This is a genomic window from Pseudomonas baetica (assembly GCF_002813455.1).
Classification (GTDB): domain Bacteria; phylum Pseudomonadota; class Gammaproteobacteria; order Pseudomonadales; family Pseudomonadaceae; genus Aquipseudomonas; species Aquipseudomonas baetica.
This window is the reverse complement of sequence record NZ_PHHE01000001.1, coordinates 5,379,374-5,397,779: the sequence shown is the minus strand read 5'-3', so window position 1 is coordinate 5,397,779 and position 18,406 is coordinate 5,379,374. Positions and strand designations below refer to the sequence as shown.

Here is an 18,406-nt window from a genome sequence, read left to right as displayed (position 1 = left end):
ATTGAAAACGACAAACCCCGCCATGAGCGTAATGCTGTTCACTTAAGCGGAGCAGCCTTACGGTCCACCGGAAACCGGGTTTTTGAAATCTTCGCCGTCCTTGGCCTCGAAGGCCTTGGGCGGTGATCCAGAAACAGCCCGCCAACGCCTTTTCTAAGTTCCGCCAACCGTCTACCCGTCGCTGAAACAGGATTGGCCGCTGCCATCACGATCAACTGCACGGCGATGTACTGGCAAGCCGGCTTGAAACGGATGTCCGACGGCGCTCGACCAAACGCGACTGCTGCCTGACTTGCCTCCCGACGAATCACGTTGTAAGCCAGCAACAACCCCCACACTTCCTGGTAGATCAGATCGACCTTTTTGCTGCGCAAGGTCATTGCGTTTTGCTGCATTGAGCTTTTGATATCCCTGAAGCCCAATTCGATTTCCCAGCGCTCCTGATAAAGCTTGGCAACAGACTTGGTGCTGTAGATCTTGGCCGGCAACGACGTCATGACTGTTTTTACTTTGCCTTGAATTTCATAACTGACTTCACGCGCCTCCCAGTGTGTAGGAAGAGTCGGATTTCGCTTTCTGGCTTGCGGCGACACGTTCATACGCACCAAACGATCATGCGCGTTGTAACGGGCTACCTCCTCGCAAACCAATCCCTTTTTTGCCGGAATCAGCCAATGACGGTGACTGCCGTCGCCGCTCAGGCTGAGCATGAGATCGGCGCTCCAGAACCCTTTATCGAACAACGTCACGGAGTGGTCGGGGATCTGCTGCAAAAACTCATCGGCCAGACGCATTTCGCTGCGTCGGTAAGGGCTAAGCTGTGCATCCAGGATCAGGTGTGAACGCACATTCATCAGCGCCACCAGGCGCAGCATGGGAAAGGGAGTCTGGCGGTCGGTCGAGGTGTTTCCAGAACCGAAATGGTCTCGCAACTCCGGTGTATCCGGCGTGCGCAGAAGCGCACCATCGACTGCAAATACTTGCAGATCCTGCCAGGCATCATCGGGATAGCGCTGCGCGCCCCATTGAGTACCCGTTTTGCGAAACAACCACTCAACCGGGTCGGCCCCCAGCCGCTTGCGGGCCTCGGTCACACCGCTACGGGCCAACAGATGGTCAGAAGCCAGACCTTGGGCGCAGATGTTCAAACGTCGGGCGACCTCATGAACGGGCTCGTCGCGAAACAATGCCATGCCGAGCACCAGCCAGAGCACTTGGTCGGCAGGCAAGCGACGCCGTCGGATAGTGGCTTGGCTGGACAGATCCAGCGCAGACGCGACCCACTCGATGGGAATATTTTGAGTGAATGTGCTCAAGTCACAGAAGTTGAAAAGGTCGCCGAGGTCGAGCAAGTCCTGTTGAACAGACATAAAAAATCCGATGCCAGAGATCTGACATCGGATTTTCGAAGAAGCCCGGCGAGGATTCAAATGCTTAAGTGAACAGCATTACGCCATGAGCGGGGTTTGTCGTTGTTACAGCTCTATCGATTTACCACATCAGATCGTCAGGGATCTGATAGGCCGCGTACGGATCGTCCTCGGTGCTGACTTCTTCGGTTTGCACGTTGAGCTGCACGATGCGCTGCGGATCGCGCTCCTGGATCTTCAGGGCCGCCTCACGCGGGATTACTTCGTAGCCACCGGCATGATGGACGATCGCCAGCGAACCGCTACTGAGCTTGTTGCGCATCAGCGTGTTGACCGAGATGCGCTTGACCTTCTTGTCGTCGACGAAGTTGTAGTAGTCCTCGGTGGTCAGCTTCGGCAGACGCGAAACCTCGATCAACTGCTTGACCTGCGCTGCACGCGCCTTGGCTTCGGCTTTCTCTTTCTGCTGACGGTTCAGCTCCTGGTCGCGCTTGACCTTCTCGGCCATCGCTTCCTGGGCGGCGCGCTGCTGCGAGTCGTCCAGCTCGATCTGACCTTTGTGGGCCAGACGCTGCTGCTTCTGTTTGTCCTTGCTGACCTGCTTGGCCTGCTTTTGGTTGACCAGCCCTGCTTTGAGCAACTGATCGCGAAGGGAAATACTCATGTGCTTACTCACTTGGGCAGTTGCTCAGCCGCAGCCGGGCAAATTCTTTTCCTGACGTTTGGCTTCACCCCACAGGGCGTCCAACTCTTCGAGGGTGCAATCTTCTATGGGACGGTGGGTGTCGCGCAATGCCTGTTCGATAAATCGGAACCGTCTTTCGAACTTGCCGTTGGCGCCACGCAATGCGGTTTCCGGATCGACCTTGAGATGCCGGGCCAGATTGACCACGGAAAACAGCAAATCGCCGATTTCGTCAGCCACCGCTACCGGATCGTTTTCGGACATGGCCTGGAGCACTTCATCGAGCTCTTCGCGCACTTTGTCGAACACGGGCAAGGCATCCGGCCAGTCAAAACCAACCTGCCCTGCGCGCTTTTGCAACTTGGCTGAACGGGACAATGCCGGCAACGTGGCAGGCACGTCGTCGAGCAGTGACAGTTGCTCTGGCGCGGCGGATTTCTCGGCGCGCTCTTCGGCCTTGATCTCTTCCCAGCGCTGCTTGACCTGTTCTTCGCTCAAGCGCGGCACGTCCAGCGGCGCGTAAAGATCGCCGGTGGGAAACACATGCGGGTGACGACGGATCAGCTTGCGGGTAATGCTGTCGATCACCCCGGCGAATTCAAAGCGCCCTTCTTCCTGCGCCAACTGACTGTAATAGACGACCTGAAACAGCAGATCGCCCAACTCACCCTGCAAATGATCGAAGTCGCCGCGCTCGATGGCGTCGGCCACTTCGTAGGCTTCTTCGAGGGTGTGCGGGACGATGGTCGCGTAGGTTTGCTTGATGTCCCACGGGCAACCGTACTGCGGATCGCGCAGGCGGTTCATGAGATGGAGCAGGTCTTCAAGGCTGTACATCATTCTTCTGTCTCACCACAAAACCACTGTGGGAGCGAGCCTGCTCGCGAAAGCGGTGTGTCTGCAACTATGTTGTCGACTGACACGCCCTCTTCGCGAGCAGGCTCGCTCCCACAGAGAAGCCACATCACGGCGTACGGTTACGCCGCGTTTCGATGATGTTCGGCAGTTGGGAAATCCTGCCGAGCAACCGCCCCAGTGCATCCAGACCCGGGATCTCGATGGTCAGGGACATCAATGCGGTGTTGTCCTCCTTGTTCGAGCGGGTGTTGACCGCCAGTACGTTGATCCGCTCGTTGAGCAGCACCTGCGAGACGTCACGCAGCAGACCGGAACGGTCGTAGGCGCGGATGACGATGTCCACCGGGTAGGTAAGCACCGGCACCGGGCCCCAACTGACCTGGATGATGCGCTCTGGCTCGCGTCCGCCCAGTTGCAGCACCGAGGCGCAGTCCTGGCGGTGAATGCTCACGCCACGGCCCTGAGTGATGTAACCGACAATCGCATCGCCCGGCAGCGGCTGGCAGCAGCCGGCCATTTGCGTCATCAGGTTGCCGACGCCCTGGATCTGGATGTCGCCACGCTTGCCCGGTTTGTAACCGGTGGCTTTGCGCGGGATCAGCTCCAACTGTTCGTTACCGCGTTCCGGCTCGACCAGTTGCTGCGCCAGGTTGACCAGTTGCGCCAGGCGCAGGTCGCCGGCGCCGAGGGCGGCGAACATGTCTTCGGCGGTTTTCATATTGGCCTTGTCCGCCAACTTGTCGAAATCCACCGCCGGCAGGCCGAGACGCGTCAGTTCGCGTTCGATCAGGGTTTTACCGGCGGCGACGTTCTGGTCACGCGCCTGCAACTTGAACCAGTGAACAATCTTCGCCCGCGCCCGCGACGTGGTGACGTAACCCAGGTTCGAGTTCAGCCAGTCACGGCTCGGCGTGCCGTGTTTGCTGGTGATGATCTCGACCTGCTCACCGGTTTGCAGGCTGTAGTTGAGCGGCACGATCCGCCCGTTGATCTTCGCACCACGGCAGTTATGACCGATTTCAGTGTGCACGCGGTAGGCGAAGTCCAGCGGCGTCGCGCCCTTCGGCAAGTCGATGGCGTGCCCGTCGGGGGTGAAGATGTACACCCGATCCGGTTCGATATCGACCCGCAGCTGTTCGGCCAGACCGCCGATGTCGCCCAACTCTTCGTGCCACTCGAGCACCTGACGCAGCCAGGAGATTTTCTCTTCGTAGTGATTGGAGCCGGATTTGACGTCGGTGCCCTTATAGCGCCAGTGCGCGCACACCCCGAGTTCGGCTTCTTCGTGCATGGAGTGGGTGCGGATCTGCACTTCCAGCACCTTGCCTTCCGGGCCGATCACGGCGGTGTGCAGCGAGCGGTAGCCGTTCTCTTTCGGGTTGGCGATGTAGTCGTCAAATTCTTTCGGGATGTGCCGCCACAGGGTGTGGACAATGCCGAGCGCGGTGTAGCAGTCGCGCATTTCCGGGACCAGCACGCGCACCGCACGCACGTCATAGATCTGGCTGAATTCCAGACCCTTGCGCTGCATTTTGCGCCAGATCGAATAGATGTGTTTGGCCCGGCCGCTGATGTCGGCATCGACGCCGGTGGCCTGCAATTCATCCTTGAGCTGGGTCATCACGTCGGCGATGAAGCGCTCGCGATCCAGCCGTCGCTCATGGAGCAACTTGGCGATCTGTTTGTATTGGTCAGGCTCCAGGTAACGGAAGGACAAGTCCTCCAGTTCCCATTTGATATGACCGATGCCGAGCCGGTGCGCGAGCGGCGCATAGATGTCGAAGACTTCCCGGGCGACACGGTTACGTTTTTCGTCGTCAGCGGTTTTCACCGCACGAATGGCGCACGTACGTTCGGCCAGTTTGATCAGGGCGACACGGACGTCATCGACCATTGCCACGAGCATCTTGCGCAGGTTTTCCACCTGCCCTTGCGTGCCCATGACCATCGACTGACGCGGACTCAGACTGGCGCTGATGGCGGCCATGCGCTGCACGCCGTCGATCAGCTTGGCGACCACCGGACCGAAGCGCTGGCCGACTGCCGCAAGTTCGATCTGGCCTTCGCGAACGCCGCGATACAGGACGGCCGCGACCAGCGAATCCTGATCGAGCTTGAGGTCGGCGAGAATCTCGGCGATTTCCAGGCCGGTGCTGAAACTGCCGGAGCCTTCGGCCCACAGATTCTTCTTGGCATTGGACTGTTGTTCGGCCTCGCGAGCGAACTCGCAGGCTTCTTTCAAGGCTTCGCGATCCAGTGCCAGATCGACACTGACCGCATGATCGAGCCAAGCCTCGAGATTGATACTGCCGTCAGTGTTGATCGGCTGGTGTGCTCTCACCTGTACCATCTTGCTTTACCTTCCCTACGACGCAGATTCAATGCGTCAAATCGCTGACCTTCAACGCCCGTTTGCGCTCGCGGGGCTAATGCGAGCGCGGCACGGGCAGACCAGACGGATCAGACGAGCCATCCTGGCTCGCTTCAAATAACGCCATGGCCTCGACATGTGCCGTCTGAGGAAACATATCGAGAATCCCGGCACGTTTTAACCGGTAGCCCTGCTTGATCAATTCAACCGTGTCGCGCGCCAGCGTTGCCGGGTTGCACGACACATAAACCAGCCGCTTGGCACCCAGGGTCGCGAGCTTGCGCACCACCTCGAAAGCACCGTCACGCGGTGGGTCCAAGAGTACCGCAGAAAAGCCGTTTGCGATCCACTCGGCATCGGCCAGAGGCTGGGATAAATCGGCTTGAAAAAACTTTGTATTATGCAAATTGTTACTAGCGGCGTTCGCCGCGGCGCGCTCGACCATGGTCTGCACACCCTCCACCGCGACCACTTCGCGAGCGGCTTTGGCCAGCGGCAACGCGAAGTTGCCAAGACCGCAGAACAAATCCAGCACGCGCTCATCGCGAGTCGGTTTCAGCCAGTCCAGCGCCTGCGCGACCATTGCTTCATTGACGCCAGCGTTGACCTGGATGAAATCCCCCGGCCGATAAGCCAGATCCAGATCCCACTGTTCCAGGCGATAGCCCAGCGATTGCGCGGCATCGACCGGTTGCGGTTCACCTTCGCCATGCAGCCACAGTTGCGTTTCATGGAATTGGCAGAAGTCCTTGAGGATCGTCAGATCCGCTTCGGACAACGGCGCCATGTGCCGCAGCAACACCGCCAGCGATGAACCGCTGAACAACTCCACATGCCCCAGTGCCTGAGGTTTGCTCAAGCGACGGAGCATCTCCGGCAAACGGGTCATGATCGGTTGCAAGGGCTGTACCAGCACCGGGCATTCGCTGATCGCGATGATGTCCTGACTGCCAGCAGCGCGGAAACCGACTTCCAGCTTCTTCGCTTTCACGTCCCAGCGCACGGCGACGCGGGCACGCCGCCGATAGCCGAACTCGGGGCCGGTCAACGGCGCCGCCCACTCTTGCGGTTCGACACCGGCGACCTTCGATAATTGCTCGGCGAGCATGCGCTGTTTCAGGGCAAGCTGTTCGCTGTGGGGCAAATGCTGAACGCTGCAACCACCGCAACGACCGGAGTGCTGACACGGCGCCGGGCGGCGCAGTTCGCTGGCGCTGAACACGCGTTCGGTGCGTGCTTCGACCACTTTGCCGTGAGCGCCAAGCACTCGCGCCTCGACCTCTTCACCGGCAAGGGCGCCGAGGACAAACCAGGTGCGGCCTTCGAAAAACGCGATGCCGCGACCGTCATTGGCCAGGCGCTCGATGCTCAAGCGCTGCTTCTTGCCGGTCGGGATTTGCGGGGCCTTGCTGCCGCCGGTGGGCTGGAAGCGCAGGCCTCTCTCGTGCTTGGCCATCAGTTGGGCGCGTCGAAAATGCCGGTCGACAGGTAACGGTCGCCACGGTCACAAATGATCGCGACGATCACTGCGTTTTCAACTTCTCTGGACAGGCGTAGCATCGCCGCCACCGCACCGCCCGAGGACACACCACAGAAGATGCCTTCTTCGCGAGCCAGACGCCGGGTGACGTCCTCGGCTTCGCTTTGCGCCATGTCGACGATACGGTCGACGCGGTCAGCCTGATAAATCTTTGGCAGGTATTCCTGCGGCCAGCGGCGAATGCCGGGGATGGCCGAGCCTTCCATCGGTTGCAGACCGACGATCTGCACGTTGTCGCTCTGCTCTTTCAAGTAGCGCGACACACCCATGATGGTGCCGGTGGTGCCCATCGAGCTGACGAAGTGAGTGATGGTGCCCTGGGTCTGACGCCAGATTTCCGGGCCGGTGGTGGTGTAGTGCGCTTCGGGGTTGTCGCCGTTGGCGAACTGATCGAGCACCTTGCCACGGCCTTCGGCTTCCATCCGCTGAGCGAGATCGCGAGCGCCTTCCATGCCCTCTTCCTGACTGACCAGAATCAGCTCGGCACCGTAAGCGGTCATCGCCGCTTTGCGCTCGGCGCTGGAGTTGTCCGGCATGATCAGGATCATCTTGTAACCCTTGATCGCGGCAGCCATGGCCAGGGCGATCCCGGTGTTGCCCGAGGTCGCTTCGATCAGCGTATCGCCAGCGTGGATCTGCCCGCGCAACTCGGCACGGGTGATCATCGACAGCGCCGGACGGTCCTTGACCGAACCCGCAGGGTTGTTCCCTTCGAGCTTGAGCAATAGGGTGTTGCTGGTGGCACCGGGCAGGCGCTGCAAACGCACCAGCGGAGTGTTGCCGACGCAATCGGCGATGGTTGGGTACTGCAGGGTCATGGCGTATTCGCAATCCAGACGTGCGGGGGCGCCTATCATACCGGCAAACCTGCGCAGGCCATATCACGCAAAGTGCGGTGCTTATGGTTTATGGGAATAAGGGATTAAAAGTCGCGCCAGTGGTGCGACTTTTGCGGTGTCATCTTAATTGGCGGTGATGCGTATGGCCTCTTCGCGAGCAGGCTCGCTCCCACAGGGGGATCAGCGTTGATCACACAATCTGCGGTGAACCCAGTTCCAATGTGGGAGCGAGCCTGCTCGCGAAGGCGTCAGTCGGCGCAACACCCTCATCAGCCAACAACCGCAAATTCAACCGCAACCCCGCCCCGCTATTCTCCGCCCACAACCTCCCGCCCTGGCGCTGCACCGCATTCCTGGCAATGCTCAACCCCAGCCCAAACCCCCCATCACCGGGCCGCGAGCCGTCGAGGCGAGTGAACGGCGAAAAGATCCGCTCAAGATCCGCGTCAGCCACCCCGCCGCCCTGATCGTCCAGCCACAGATGCCAGTAATCGCCATCCCGGCGTCCATCAAGACGCACGATCCCGCCCTCGGGCGAGTGACGAATGGCATTGCGCAAAATGTTCTCCAGCGCCTGCGCCAGCGTGTTGAGATTGCCGCGCACCCAGCACGACGCCTCCACCGCGCACTGCAATTGCAGACTCGGCCAGCCGCTTTCATAACAGGCGTTGTCGGTAAGCATTTCCCACAACGCCTGAATCTGGATCGCTTCGTCCGGCAACGGCGAACGCTCCGTGTCCAGCCACGCCAACTGCAAAGTATCTTCGACCAGCCGTTGCATGCCGTCGACTTCACGACCGATGCGTTCGCGCAGTTGCCCAAGCCCCTGCTCGCTTTCGCTGGCCACGCGCAGTCGACTCAACGGCGTACGCAATTCATGTGAAAGGTCGCGGAGCAATTGCTGTTGCAGGGAGACCGTGCTTTGCAGGCGTTCGGACATCGAGTCGAACGCCCGAGCCAGCTCACCGAGTTCGTCCGGCCGCTGAGTGATGCCGCTCGACAGCCGCACGTTCAATTGATCGGCGCGCCAGGCGTTGGCCTGCTCACGCAAGTTGTTCAACGGCACCACCAGCAAACGATACAGGCCGACGCACAGTAATAAGGTGAACAACCCCGGAATCACACCGTTGGTGATAACTCGCCAGAACACCCGGTATTTGCCCGGCAGAAAACGCTCGGGCAGTTCGATCACCAGACTGCCGGCGGACGGTTCCTTGGGAAAGGGGATGCGCAGCCACGGCCGCCCCTGCTTGTGGATCGGCCAATCGAGCCCGCGCAGAAAGGTCAGGCGCTGGATTTCCTGATCGTTCAGCGGCTCATTGCTCAGCGACTGCAAATTACCGCCAATCACGCCGACCCAGGCAGCCTCGCGCAATTCCATGCTCTGTAACCAGCTATCAATGCCGTCGCGCTGCCCTTGCTGCCACGCCCGCTCCGCTTCAGCGGCATAACGCGTAAGCGTGCCGCGCGCCTCGTTAGAGAGGAACTGATTGCGCTGTTCCATATAACGGCCCCACGACCAGCTCAGCCAGATCATCAGCAGACAGAACGCCACCAGCAGGCAGGCCAGTTTCCAGAACAGCGAATGACGCCCCGGCAACTCAGAGATCTTCATCAGCGCCACTCAGTACGTAGCCCTTGCCCCACACCGTGCGCACTTCGCGGTCGGTGTAACCGATGGCCTTGAGTTTGCGGCGGATCTGGCTGATGTGCATGTCGAGGCTACGATCATGGGCCGCGTAGCCACGTTGCAGGACATGCTGATAAAGGAAGGCTTTGCTCAGCACTTCCTCATCATTGCGATTGAGGGTTTCCAGCAGGCGGAATTCGCTGCGGGTCAGGCCGGCGGCTCGCTCGCGAAAGAACACGTCGCACTGCTCATCGTCAAAGTGCAACGTGCCCGTCGCCACCGGCACAGCGAGAGCGGCGGGACGACGATCAAGAGCCACCCGGCGCAGGATCGCTTCGATGCGCACATGCAGCTCGGCCATGCTGAACGGCTTGGGCAAATAATCGTCGGCGCCCAGTCGAAAACCACTGATGCGATCGGCCTCGGCACCCAGAGCCGACATCAGCAACACGGGCGTCGAATGACTCTGGCGCAGTTGGGTCAGCACGTTCAAGCCGTCCAGCCCCGGCAGCAGAATGTCCATCAAGACCACGTCGAACGGCTGGCGCCGGGCAATGCTCAAGCCTTCCTGACCGTTCTGGCACCAGGTCACCTGAAAGCCGCTGCGCCCCAGATGTTCGTGAACATAGGCACCGAGGACCGGATCGTCTTCGATGGAAAGGATGCGTGGCGGGCCAACGGAAACAGGAGTCATGAGTATCTGCAAGTAATTCTCAGTTGTAGGCAATTATTCAAGATTGCCGGACAACGGGCAACACAAGGTTCAGTGGTCAGACGAACGCCCTCTTGAACGCTGACTAACGAGGACAGCATTTTTCCGGAGATTGCCCGCGAGCAAATCGCTACACTGCGCCCATGTCGCGTGCCGGATGTACGTGTGAGTCAACAGATCAGCGGGATGCAGGAGATAGGCGTGCTCAAGAAACTGGGAATCAAAGGTCGCGTATTGTTGCTGACCTTGTTGCCGACCAGCCTGATGGCGCTGGTGCTGGGTGGTTATTTCACCTGGACGCAGCAGGCCGACCTGCAAACCCAACTGATGCAGCGCGGCGAAATGATCGCCGAGCAACTGGCGCCGCTGGTGGCGCCCGCCATGGGCCATGGCAACAGCGACCTGCTCGAGCGCATCGCTACTCAGTCCCTTGAACAACCGGATGTGCGCGCGGTGACCTTCCTCGCGCCCGATCGCTCGCCGCTTGCCCACGCCGGCCCGACCATGCTCAATCAGGCGCCAAGCGGCGACAGTGCCCATCTGCAACGGCGCAGCGGCAACGATGCAACGCGTTATCTCATGCCGGTGTTCGGCAAGCATCGCAACCTCGCTGGCGAACTGATTCCCGAAGAATCCGAGCGCCTGCTTGGCTGGGTCGAACTGGAGCTGTCGCACAACGGCATGCTGCTGCGCGGTTATCGCAGCCTGTTTGCCAGCCTGTTGCTGATCGCCGCCGGCCTGGCCGGTGCCGCGCTGCTCGCGTTGCGCATGGGCCGCACGATCAATCGGCCGCTGGGCCAGATCAAGCAGGCCGTCGCACAACTCAAGGACGGCCACCTGGAAACCCGCCTGCCGCCGCTCGGCAGCCAGGAGCTGGATGAACTGGCATCGGGCATCAACCGCATGGCCGGCACTCTGCAGAACGCCCGCGAAGAACTGCAACACAGCGTCGATCAGGCCACCGAAGACGTGCGCCAGAACCTGGAAACCATCGAGATCCAGAACATCGAACTGGATCTGGCCCGTAAAGAGGCGCTGGAAGCCAGCCGGATCAAATCCGAATTCCTCGCCAACATGAGCCACGAGATCCGTACGCCGCTCAACGGCATTCTCGGCTTCACTCATCTATTGCAGAAAAGCGAACTGACCCCGCGCCAGCTCGATTATCTGGGCACCATCGAAAAATCTGCCGACAGCCTGCTCGGGATCATCAACGAGATCCTCGACTTCTCGAAGATCGAGGCCGGTAAACTGGTACTCGACCACATTCCGTTCAACCTGCGCGACCTGCTGCAGGACACCTTGACCATTCTCGCCCCTGCTGCTCACGCCAAGCAGCTTGAACTGGTCAGCCTGGTCTATCGCGACACGCCGTTGTCGCTGGTCGGTGATCCGCTGCGTTTGAAGCAGATCCTCACCAACCTGGTCAGCAACGCAATCAAGTTCACCCGCGAGGGCACCATCGTTGCCCGGGCGATGCTCGAAGAAGAACACGAAGACAGCGTGCAGTTGCGCATCAGCATTCAAGACACCGGCATCGGTCTGTCGAATCAGGACGTGCGTGCGTTGTTCCAGGCATTCAGCCAGGCCGACAACTCACTGTCGCGGCAACCCGGCGGCACCGGTCTGGGGCTGGTGATTTCCAAGCGTCTGATCGAACAGATGGGCGGCGAGATCGGTGTCGACAGCACACCGGGCGAAGGCTCGGAATTCTGGATCAGCCTGAGCCTGCCGAAAACCCGCGACGATGCCGAAGACCTGCCATCAGCGCCGCTGCTCGGACGCCGCGTCGCAGTGTTGGAAAATCACGAACTGGCACGTCAGGCCCTGCAGCATCAACTGGAAGACTGTGGCCTCATCGTTACGCCGTTCAACACCCTGGAAAGCCTGGCCAATGGCGTCACCGGCGCCCATCAGACTGATCAGGCGATTGATCTGGCAGTCATCGGCATCACCAGCAATGACATGCTGCCGGAGCGCCTGAACCAGCACATTTGGGATCTCGAACACCTCGGCTGCAAGGTGTTGGTGTTGTGTCCGACCACCGAGCAGACACTGTTCCATCTGTCGGTGCCCAATCCGCACAGTCAGTTGCAGGCCAAACCGGCCTGCACGCGCAAACTGCGGCGGGTGCTGTCGGATCTGGCCAACCCGCGCCAGCCGCGCAACGAGCCTGGCGAACCGCTGTCGAGCCGGGCACCAAAGGTACTGTGTGTCGACGACAACCCGGCCAACCTGTTGCTGGTGCAGACGCTGCTCGAAGACATGGGGGCCAAGGTACTCGCGGTGGAAAGCGGTTACGCAGCGGTCAAAGCCGTGCAGAGTGAATCGTTCGATCTGGTGCTGATGGATGTGCAGATGCCGGGCATGGACGGGCGCCAGAGCACTGAAACCATCCGTCAGTGGGAAAGCGAGCGGCATTGCACGCCATTGCCGATCGTCGCCCTCACCGCCCACGCCATGGCGAACGAAAAACGCGCATTGCTGCAAAGCGGCATGGACGACTACCTGACCAAGCCGATCAGCGAACGGCAACTGGCGCAGGTGGTGCTTAAGTGGACCGGCCTGGCGTTGCGCAATCAAGGGCCGGAACGGGTCAATGACAGCGCGGCAGGCAGTCATGAACTGCCAGTACTCGACCACGAAGAAGGCTTGCGTCTGGCTGCCGGCAAAGCGGATCTGGCGGCGGACATGCTGGCGATGTTGCTCGCCTCGCTGGAAGCCGATCGCGAAGCGATCCGCAACGCCCGCGACAGTCATGACCAGAACGCCTTGCTGGAACGGGTGCATCGCCTGCATGGCGCCACGCGCTACTGTGGCGTACCGCAACTGCGCGCTGCCTGCCAGCGCAGCGAGACCCTGCTCAAACAGAACGACCCGAAAGCGCCGACCGCGCTGGATGAACTGGAACGGGCGATCAATCGCCTGGCCACGCAAGCCAGGATCAGCGCCTGACCCAAAGCAATGCCGACCCGCGCGGACAGCGCTAAAGTTGTCGCGGCTCATGTGAGCCCGCGTCAACGCTCCAGGAGGATGTCATGCGCACGATCGTTTTCAGCAGCCAGACTTACGACCGCGAGAGTTTCCTCGCCGCCGATTGCCCGGCGGATATCGAACTGCATTTCCAACCGGCCCGACTCAGCCTCGACACCGCGGCCCTGGCCGACCGGCACGAAGTGGTCTGCGCCTTTATCAACGATGACCTCAGTGCCGCGGTGCTGGAGCGTCTGGCCGCCGGCGGTACACGGCTGATTGCCCTGCGCTCGGCCGGTTACAACCACGTCGATCTGGGCGCTGCGAAACGCCTCGGCCTGGCCATCGTGCGTGTCCCGGCCTACTCGCCGCACGCCGTGGCTGAACATGCCGTGGCGCTGATCCTCGCCCTCAATCGTCGCCTGCACCGCGCCTACAACCGCACCCGCGAAGGCGATTTCAGCCTGCACGGCCTGACCGGTTTCGATCTGGTCGGCAAGACCGTCGGCATCGTCGGCACCGGGCAGATCGGCGCCACGTTCGCGAAAATCATGCACGGCTTCGGCTGTGAGTTGCTGGCTTACGATCCGTATCCAAACCCCGATGTTCTGGCGCTCGGCGCGCGTTATCTGAGCCTGCCGGAACTGCTCGCGCAATCGCGCATCATCAGCCTGCACTGCCCGCTCAATGCACAGAGCAAACACCTGATCAACCGCGACTCACTGGCGCACCTGCAAGCGGGCACCATGCTGATCAACACCGGTCGCGGAGGGCTGGTCGATACGCCGGCGCTGATCGACGCCTTGAAGGACGGTCAGCTCGGTTATCTGGGGCTGGATGTGTATGAAGAAGAGGCGCAGCTGTTTTTCGAGGATCGTTCCGATCTGCCATTGCAGGACGATGTGCTGGCGCGCTTGCTGACGTTTCCCAACGTGATCATCACCGCGCATCAGGCCTTTCTGACGCATGAGGCGTTAGGCGCGATTGCCGCGACCACCCTGCACAACATCGCGACCTGGGCGGCGGGAACGCCGCAGAACCAGGTCGAGGGTTGATACTTATTTCGGTGACAGAGAGGACGCCAGAATCAACAGTGCCAGCCAGCCGAAGCCAAAAAAGCGCTGCTTCGCCGAGTGGCCGCTGCGCAGCAGGAACCAGACGAACACCATCGGCAACAGGAACACCATGATCTTCAACCAGCCTTCCACCGGGCGGCTGCCATCTGGATTGATTTGTGGCTCAACCGCTTGCGCGGCCTGTTGCCGGCGCCGACGCCCCGCTGCGGCCGGCATGACTTTTGGCAAAGGCTGCGCCGCTGGAGAAATGACAGCCTCCGGAACCGTTCTGTTACGCGGCAGACTGCCAAAGGAAATCGTTGACGCCTGAGCGGATTCGCCTTCGGTCTGCGCTTGTGCGTGGGCCTGGTACTCCGCCATCGGAGCTCCACAATGAATGCACGCCTGGGCTTCGGAGCTGATGCTCCGCTTGCATTCATAACATTCGATCAGCGCCATGTTCCGTTCCTTCAGAGTCGAGGGCGGCAGTTTGCCATGTGCGCGAGTCGATTTGAACCGGATCGAAGGTCGCACGCGCGCATCATTCTGCAATCAAGCCCGTGCTAGCATGTCGCGCATATTTGGAGGACCCATGGTCGAACACGATTTCCGCTACACCCTGATGAACCCGCAACACACCCTCACCGAATGCCGCGCCCTCGTTCCGGGCCGCTATCAGGTCACCGGCAATGGTGGCTCGATCCGCATCGGTGACGCACTGTTGGTCACCCTCAAAGGCAGCAAGGATTTGTCCATGCGCCTGACCGTCGAAACCGTCCGCCACCTGATCAACCCGCCGGGCCAATGGACCGCGATGACCACAGGCCCGGTGTTCGGCGAACTGGCGATCCATACCTGGCAGGTCAACTGCGACAGCTGCGCCAAAGAGCTGAGCTTTGAATTCGCCGTCGACGCCAAACTGGGTAAAACCGCAGAAAAACCGGCCGCCACTGCGCGCATCACCGAGCTGGGCTGGAAAGCCGTTGGCGACAAGCACCTGTGCCCGAAATGCCAGGAGCCTGCGTGATGAAACGCCTTGCCCTGACCGCTCTGGTCGGTGTTGGCCTGGCGGGCTGCGCCGCGGAGCCTGTGCAACTGCAACAGAACCGCAGCTACATTCTGGAGTGGATCGGCGAACGGCCCTTGATGGATTACAGCCATCTAACCGTGACCCTGGGCGATGACGGTCGCGCCTACGGTAACGGCGGCTGCAACCATTGGTTCGCGCCGTACACGCTCGATGGCGACAAGCTGAGCTTCGGCAAGATCGGCAAGACCCGCAAACTGTGTGCGCCAGCGTTGATGGAGCAGGAACAACGCTTCCTGCAAGCGCTGGAACACGTCGAGCGCTGGGATATTTCGCCGATCGAACAGATGCGCTTCTGGCCGGCGCAAGGCAAGCCGCTGCGCTGGTGGCTGGAAGAGGGTTAAGCCCCTCACGCTGATCGTTCCCACGCTCCAGCGTGGGAATGCATCAAGTGAAGCTCTGCGTCTCAGGGACGCGGAGCGTCCCGGGCATCATTCCCACGCAGAGCGTGGGAATGAGCCTGACTGGAAACGGGCTACTTGGTCGCCTGCAACGCCTCAAGCTTCGCCATCACTCCCGCCGCCGTCTGCTCACCCAGCAACTGCTCCCGCACCTTGCCCTTGTTGTCGATGATGTACGTCACCGGCAACGCCTCGCTGCGCGGCAAGTCGAACAACTCCGCCGGATCCTGCGCCAGCACGGTGAACTTGATGCCCAGTTTCTCGCTGGCGCTCTTGAGCTCTTCACCCTGCACGTTGTCGAAGTTGACTCCGAATACACCGACGTTCTTGCTTTTCAGCTCATCCGCCAAATGGTTGAGCTCCGGGATTTCCGTGCGGCATGGCCCACACCATTCGGCCCAGTAATTGAGCACCACCCATTGCTTGTCCAGACGCTCGGACGCCACTTTCTGACCATTCTGGTCGATGCCATAGTCATTGCCGCAGCCCCCCAGCATCAACGCCCCGAGTATCGTCAATGCCGCTGCCAATCGCCGTGTCATGTCGTGTTCCTTGTGAAAATTTGAAGGCGCCTGCGACCCATCGCCTCTGAAGGTTCTGGATTGGGCGCTGCACAGTTAGAATAACCGCCACTTTACGCCAGAAGCGACCCGCCATGACCGATCTGACGCTTTATCACAATCCGCGCTGCTCGAAATCCCGCGGCGCACTGGAACTGCTTGAAGCCCGTGGCCTGACCGCCAACGTCGTGCGTTACCTCGAAACTCCGCTGGACGCCGCGCAAATCAAGGCCTTGCTCGGCAAGCTGGGGATCAGTGCACGGCAACTGCTGCGCACCGGGGAAGATGAATACAAAACCCTGAACCTGGCCGACGCCAGTCTCACCGAGAAACAATTGATCGAAGCCATTGCGGCCCATCCCAAGCTGATGGAACGGCCAATCCTTGAAGTCGGCGACAAAGCCGTCATCGGCCGTCCACCGGAGCAGATCCTGGAGTTGCTGCCGTGAGCGCACCGTACATTCTGGTTCTGTATTACAGCCGCAACGGCTCGACCAACGAGATGGCCCGGCAAATCGCTCGCGGTGTCGAGCAGGCCGGCCTCGAAGCGCGCCTGCGTACCGTGCCGGCGATTTCCACCGAATGCGAAGCGGTTGCCCCGGACATCCCGGACGAAGGCGCGCTCTACGCCACCCTCGATGACCTGAAGAACTGCGCCGGTCTGGCGCTGGGCAGTCCGACCCGTTTCGGCAACATGGCCGCCCCGCTCAAGTACTTCCTCGACGGCACCAGCAATCTGTGGCTGACCGGCGCACTGGTCGGCAAACCGGCCGGGGTTTTCACTTCCACCGCCAGCCTGCACGGCGGCCAGGAAACCACCCTGCTGTCGATGATGCTGCCGCTGCTGCACCACGGCATGCTGATCACCGGCCTGCCATACAGTGAGTCGGCGCTGCTGGAAACCCAGGGCGGCGGTACGCCTTACGGCGCCAGCCATCACGCTGGGGCGGATGGCAAAAAAGGCCTTGATCAGCACGAAGTGGCGCTGTGCCGAGCACTCGGCCTGCGTCTGGCCAAGACTGCGCAGAAACTGGAGGACTGAAGTGGCCAAGAAGCCGAAAATCCTGCCCGCCGTCGAGTGGCTTGAGCCCCGTGTGAAAGCGATGCGGGTGCTCAGTCTGCTGAGCTTCTTCGCCCTCGCCGGGTTGCTCGCCGCCTATTACCTGATCTTCGCCGACCTGCATGGCGCGCGACCGTGGGTGATTCTGCTGGTCGAATTGATCCCGTGGCTCGTCCTCGCCCCGGCAATGATCATGGGCAGCGCACGCGGGCACTCGTGGATGTGTTTTGTGGTGAATCTGTATTTCATCAAAGGCGCACTGGCGGCGTATGACCCGAACCGGCAGTGGTTTGGTGTGCTGGAGATGGTCGCGAGCCTGGCGGTGTTCTGCTCGGCGCTGCTGTATGTGCGGTGGCGGTATCAGTTGAATCGCAAGTTGGCGGGTGAAGGCGAGATCAGCGTCGCCTGAGCTGACGCCTTCGCGAGCAAGCCCGCTCCCACAGGGGAACGCATTCCAAAATGTGGGAGCGGGCTTGCTCGCGAATGGGGCGACGCGGTCTTAATGATTCACGGTGTACGCGAGCATCATCGAAATCTGGCTCATCGGCCGGCCGCCGCTCTCTTCATGCCACTGGTTGAACACGTTCTGCACAATGGCCAGATCGCGCAGGCTGGTCGGCGCCTTGTCGACGACTTTCTGCGCATTCAGCGCCGCGACCACGTCGTAGCTCGGCACAAACGTATCCTTGCCGACCATGCGCAAAAACCGTGGCGCCGACAACCCGCCCAATTGATGGCCGTGCTTTTTCAGGTACGTCCACAGACCGACGATATCGGTCACCGGCCAGTCGGCGATCAACGCGCCGAAACTGCCCTTTTCCTTCTCCACATCGAGAATGAACTGCGCATTGCGCGGCACGCTCTTGAGCTTGCCCAGGTGACGGATGATCCGCGTGTCCTGCATCAGCCGTTCAAGGTGCTCGGCGCTCATCAGCACGACTTTTTCCGGGTCGAACTTGAAGAACACTTCTTCGAAGGCCGGCCACTTGGCATCCACCAGACTGTGCTTGAGCCCGGCGCGAAACACGCGCAGGGCCATGGTCGAAAGGTAGCGGTCGTCGCTGATCTTGCGCAGTTGTGCCGGGGTCTTGGGAACGGGCAGATGGGCTTCCAGTTCAGCCGCTGAACCAAAGCGGTTCAGACAGTATTCGTGCAGCCACTTGTAATCGCGCATGCCCTCTCCTGATGAATAAAGCGAAGAAACCAATGTGGGAGCGAGCCTGCTCGCGAAAGCAGTGTGTCAGTCAACATTGATGCTGGCTGAC

At 60.7% G+C, this 18,406-nt stretch carries 18 protein-coding genes; 7 read left to right on the top strand and 11 right to left on the bottom strand.

Features of this window, described 5'->3' with window-relative positions; all coding sequences use genetic code 11:
* Positions 1-38: 38 nt before the first annotated feature.
* From ATI02_RS24940 to ATI02_RS24905, 8 genes are all read right to left on the bottom strand, one after another.
* Complete coding sequence (locus ATI02_RS24940; RefSeq protein ID WP_100847663.1) at positions 39-1,370, bottom strand: IS4 family transposase; 1,332 nt, start codon at positions 1,368-1,370, stop codon at positions 39-41.
* Between the two features lie 121 nt (positions 1,371-1,491).
* A complete protein-coding gene (locus ATI02_RS24935; RefSeq protein ID WP_016987455.1) occupies positions 1,492-2,034 on the bottom strand; it encodes a DUF2058 domain-containing protein in 543 nt (180 codons plus the stop codon).
* A 24-nt stretch (positions 2,035-2,058) separates the two neighbouring features.
* The gene (gene mazG / locus ATI02_RS24930) at positions 2,059-2,892 is read right to left on the bottom strand and encodes a nucleoside triphosphate pyrophosphohydrolase (RefSeq protein WP_100847662.1); all 834 of its coding nucleotides are present in this window, start codon (positions 2,890-2,892) and stop codon (positions 2,059-2,061) included.
* A 127-nt stretch (positions 2,893-3,019) separates the two neighbouring features.
* Positions 3,020-5,263, bottom strand: coding sequence for a GTP diphosphokinase (gene relA / locus ATI02_RS24925; protein WP_007917476.1), 2,244 nt, complete (start codon positions 5,261-5,263; stop codon positions 3,020-3,022).
* A gap of 76 nt (positions 5,264-5,339) precedes the next feature.
* Positions 5,340-6,740, bottom strand: coding sequence for a 23S rRNA (uracil(1939)-C(5))-methyltransferase RlmD (gene rlmD, locus ATI02_RS24920; protein WP_095188640.1), 1,401 nt, complete (start codon positions 6,738-6,740; stop codon positions 5,340-5,342).
* The gene (gene cysM, locus ATI02_RS24915) at positions 6,740-7,642 is read right to left on the bottom strand and encodes a cysteine synthase CysM (RefSeq protein WP_167394922.1); all 903 of its coding nucleotides are present in this window, start codon (positions 7,640-7,642) and stop codon (positions 6,740-6,742) included. Before cysM ends, rlmD begins: the two co-directional genes overlap by 1 nt.
* 211 nt (positions 7,643-7,853) lie before the next feature.
* Positions 7,854-9,278 (bottom strand): sensor histidine kinase, encoded by a 1,425-nt coding sequence (locus ATI02_RS24910; RefSeq protein ID WP_095188642.1) that lies wholly within the window; start codon positions 9,276-9,278, stop codon positions 7,854-7,856.
* Positions 9,265-9,987, bottom strand: coding sequence for a response regulator transcription factor (locus tag ATI02_RS24905; RefSeq protein ID WP_100847661.1), 723 nt, complete (start codon positions 9,985-9,987; stop codon positions 9,265-9,267). Before ATI02_RS24905 ends, ATI02_RS24910 begins: the two co-directional genes overlap by 14 nt.
* 219 nt (positions 9,988-10,206) lie before the next feature.
* Here ATI02_RS24905 and ATI02_RS24900 point away from each other — a divergent pair, with 219 nt between their 5' ends.
* The gene (locus ATI02_RS24900; RefSeq protein ID WP_100847660.1) at positions 10,207-12,960 is read left to right on the top strand and encodes a response regulator; all 2,754 of its coding nucleotides are present in this window, start codon (positions 10,207-10,209) and stop codon (positions 12,958-12,960) included.
* Between the two features lie 83 nt (positions 12,961-13,043).
* Positions 13,044-14,033, top strand: a complete 990-nt coding sequence (locus ATI02_RS24895; RefSeq protein WP_100847659.1) for a 2-hydroxyacid dehydrogenase — start codon at positions 13,044-13,046, stop codon at positions 14,031-14,033.
* Between the two features lie 3 nt (positions 14,034-14,036).
* On the opposite strand, the gene ATI02_RS24890 is transcribed toward ATI02_RS24895, so the two are convergent.
* Positions 14,037-14,492 carry a hypothetical protein gene (locus ATI02_RS24890; protein WP_100847658.1) on the bottom strand — a complete coding sequence of 152 codons (456 nt, stop codon included), beginning with the start codon at positions 14,490-14,492 and terminating at the stop codon, positions 14,037-14,039.
* A gap of 133 nt (positions 14,493-14,625) precedes the next feature.
* Between ATI02_RS24890 and ATI02_RS24885 the strand changes: the two genes are divergently transcribed.
* Together ATI02_RS24885 and ATI02_RS24880 are read left to right on the top strand one after the other, a co-directional pair.
* Positions 14,626-15,060 (top strand): hypothetical protein, encoded by a 435-nt coding sequence (locus ATI02_RS24885; protein ID WP_100847657.1) that lies wholly within the window; start codon positions 14,626-14,628, stop codon positions 15,058-15,060.
* Positions 15,060-15,464 carry an META domain-containing protein gene (locus ATI02_RS24880; RefSeq protein ID WP_095188648.1) on the top strand — a complete coding sequence of 135 codons (405 nt, stop codon included), beginning with the start codon at positions 15,060-15,062 and terminating at the stop codon, positions 15,462-15,464. The genes ATI02_RS24885 and ATI02_RS24880 overlap by 1 nt, the downstream gene beginning before the upstream one ends.
* A 131-nt stretch (positions 15,465-15,595) precedes the next feature.
* On the opposite strand, the gene ATI02_RS24875 is transcribed toward ATI02_RS24880, so the two are convergent.
* Complete coding sequence (locus ATI02_RS24875; RefSeq protein WP_095188649.1) at positions 15,596-16,063, bottom strand: TlpA disulfide reductase family protein; 468 nt, start codon at positions 16,061-16,063, stop codon at positions 15,596-15,598.
* Positions 16,064-16,176: 113 nt separating this feature from the next.
* Between ATI02_RS24875 and arsC the strand changes: the two genes are divergently transcribed.
* Genes arsC through ATI02_RS24860 form a run of 3 tightly spaced genes read left to right on the top strand, consistent with a single transcriptional unit; the run spans position 16,177 to position 17,550 of the window.
* Entirely contained in the window at positions 16,177-16,530 is a 354-nt protein-coding gene (arsC, locus tag ATI02_RS24870) for an arsenate reductase (glutaredoxin) (protein WP_100847656.1), read from the top strand.
* A complete protein-coding gene (gene wrbA / locus ATI02_RS24865) occupies positions 16,527-17,123 on the top strand; it encodes an NAD(P)H:quinone oxidoreductase (protein ID WP_095188651.1) in 597 nt (198 codons plus the stop codon). Before arsC ends, wrbA begins: the two co-directional genes overlap by 4 nt.
* A gap of 1 nt (position 17,124) precedes the next feature.
* Positions 17,125-17,550, top strand: coding sequence for a DUF2069 domain-containing protein (locus tag ATI02_RS24860; protein ID WP_095188652.1), 426 nt, complete (start codon positions 17,125-17,127; stop codon positions 17,548-17,550).
* 90 nt (positions 17,551-17,640) lie between these two features.
* On the opposite strand, the gene ATI02_RS24855 is transcribed toward ATI02_RS24860, so the two are convergent.
* Entirely contained in the window at positions 17,641-18,315 is a 675-nt protein-coding gene (locus ATI02_RS24855) for a DNA-3-methyladenine glycosylase I (RefSeq protein WP_095188653.1), read from the bottom strand.
* Positions 18,316-18,406 lie beyond the last annotated feature (91 nt).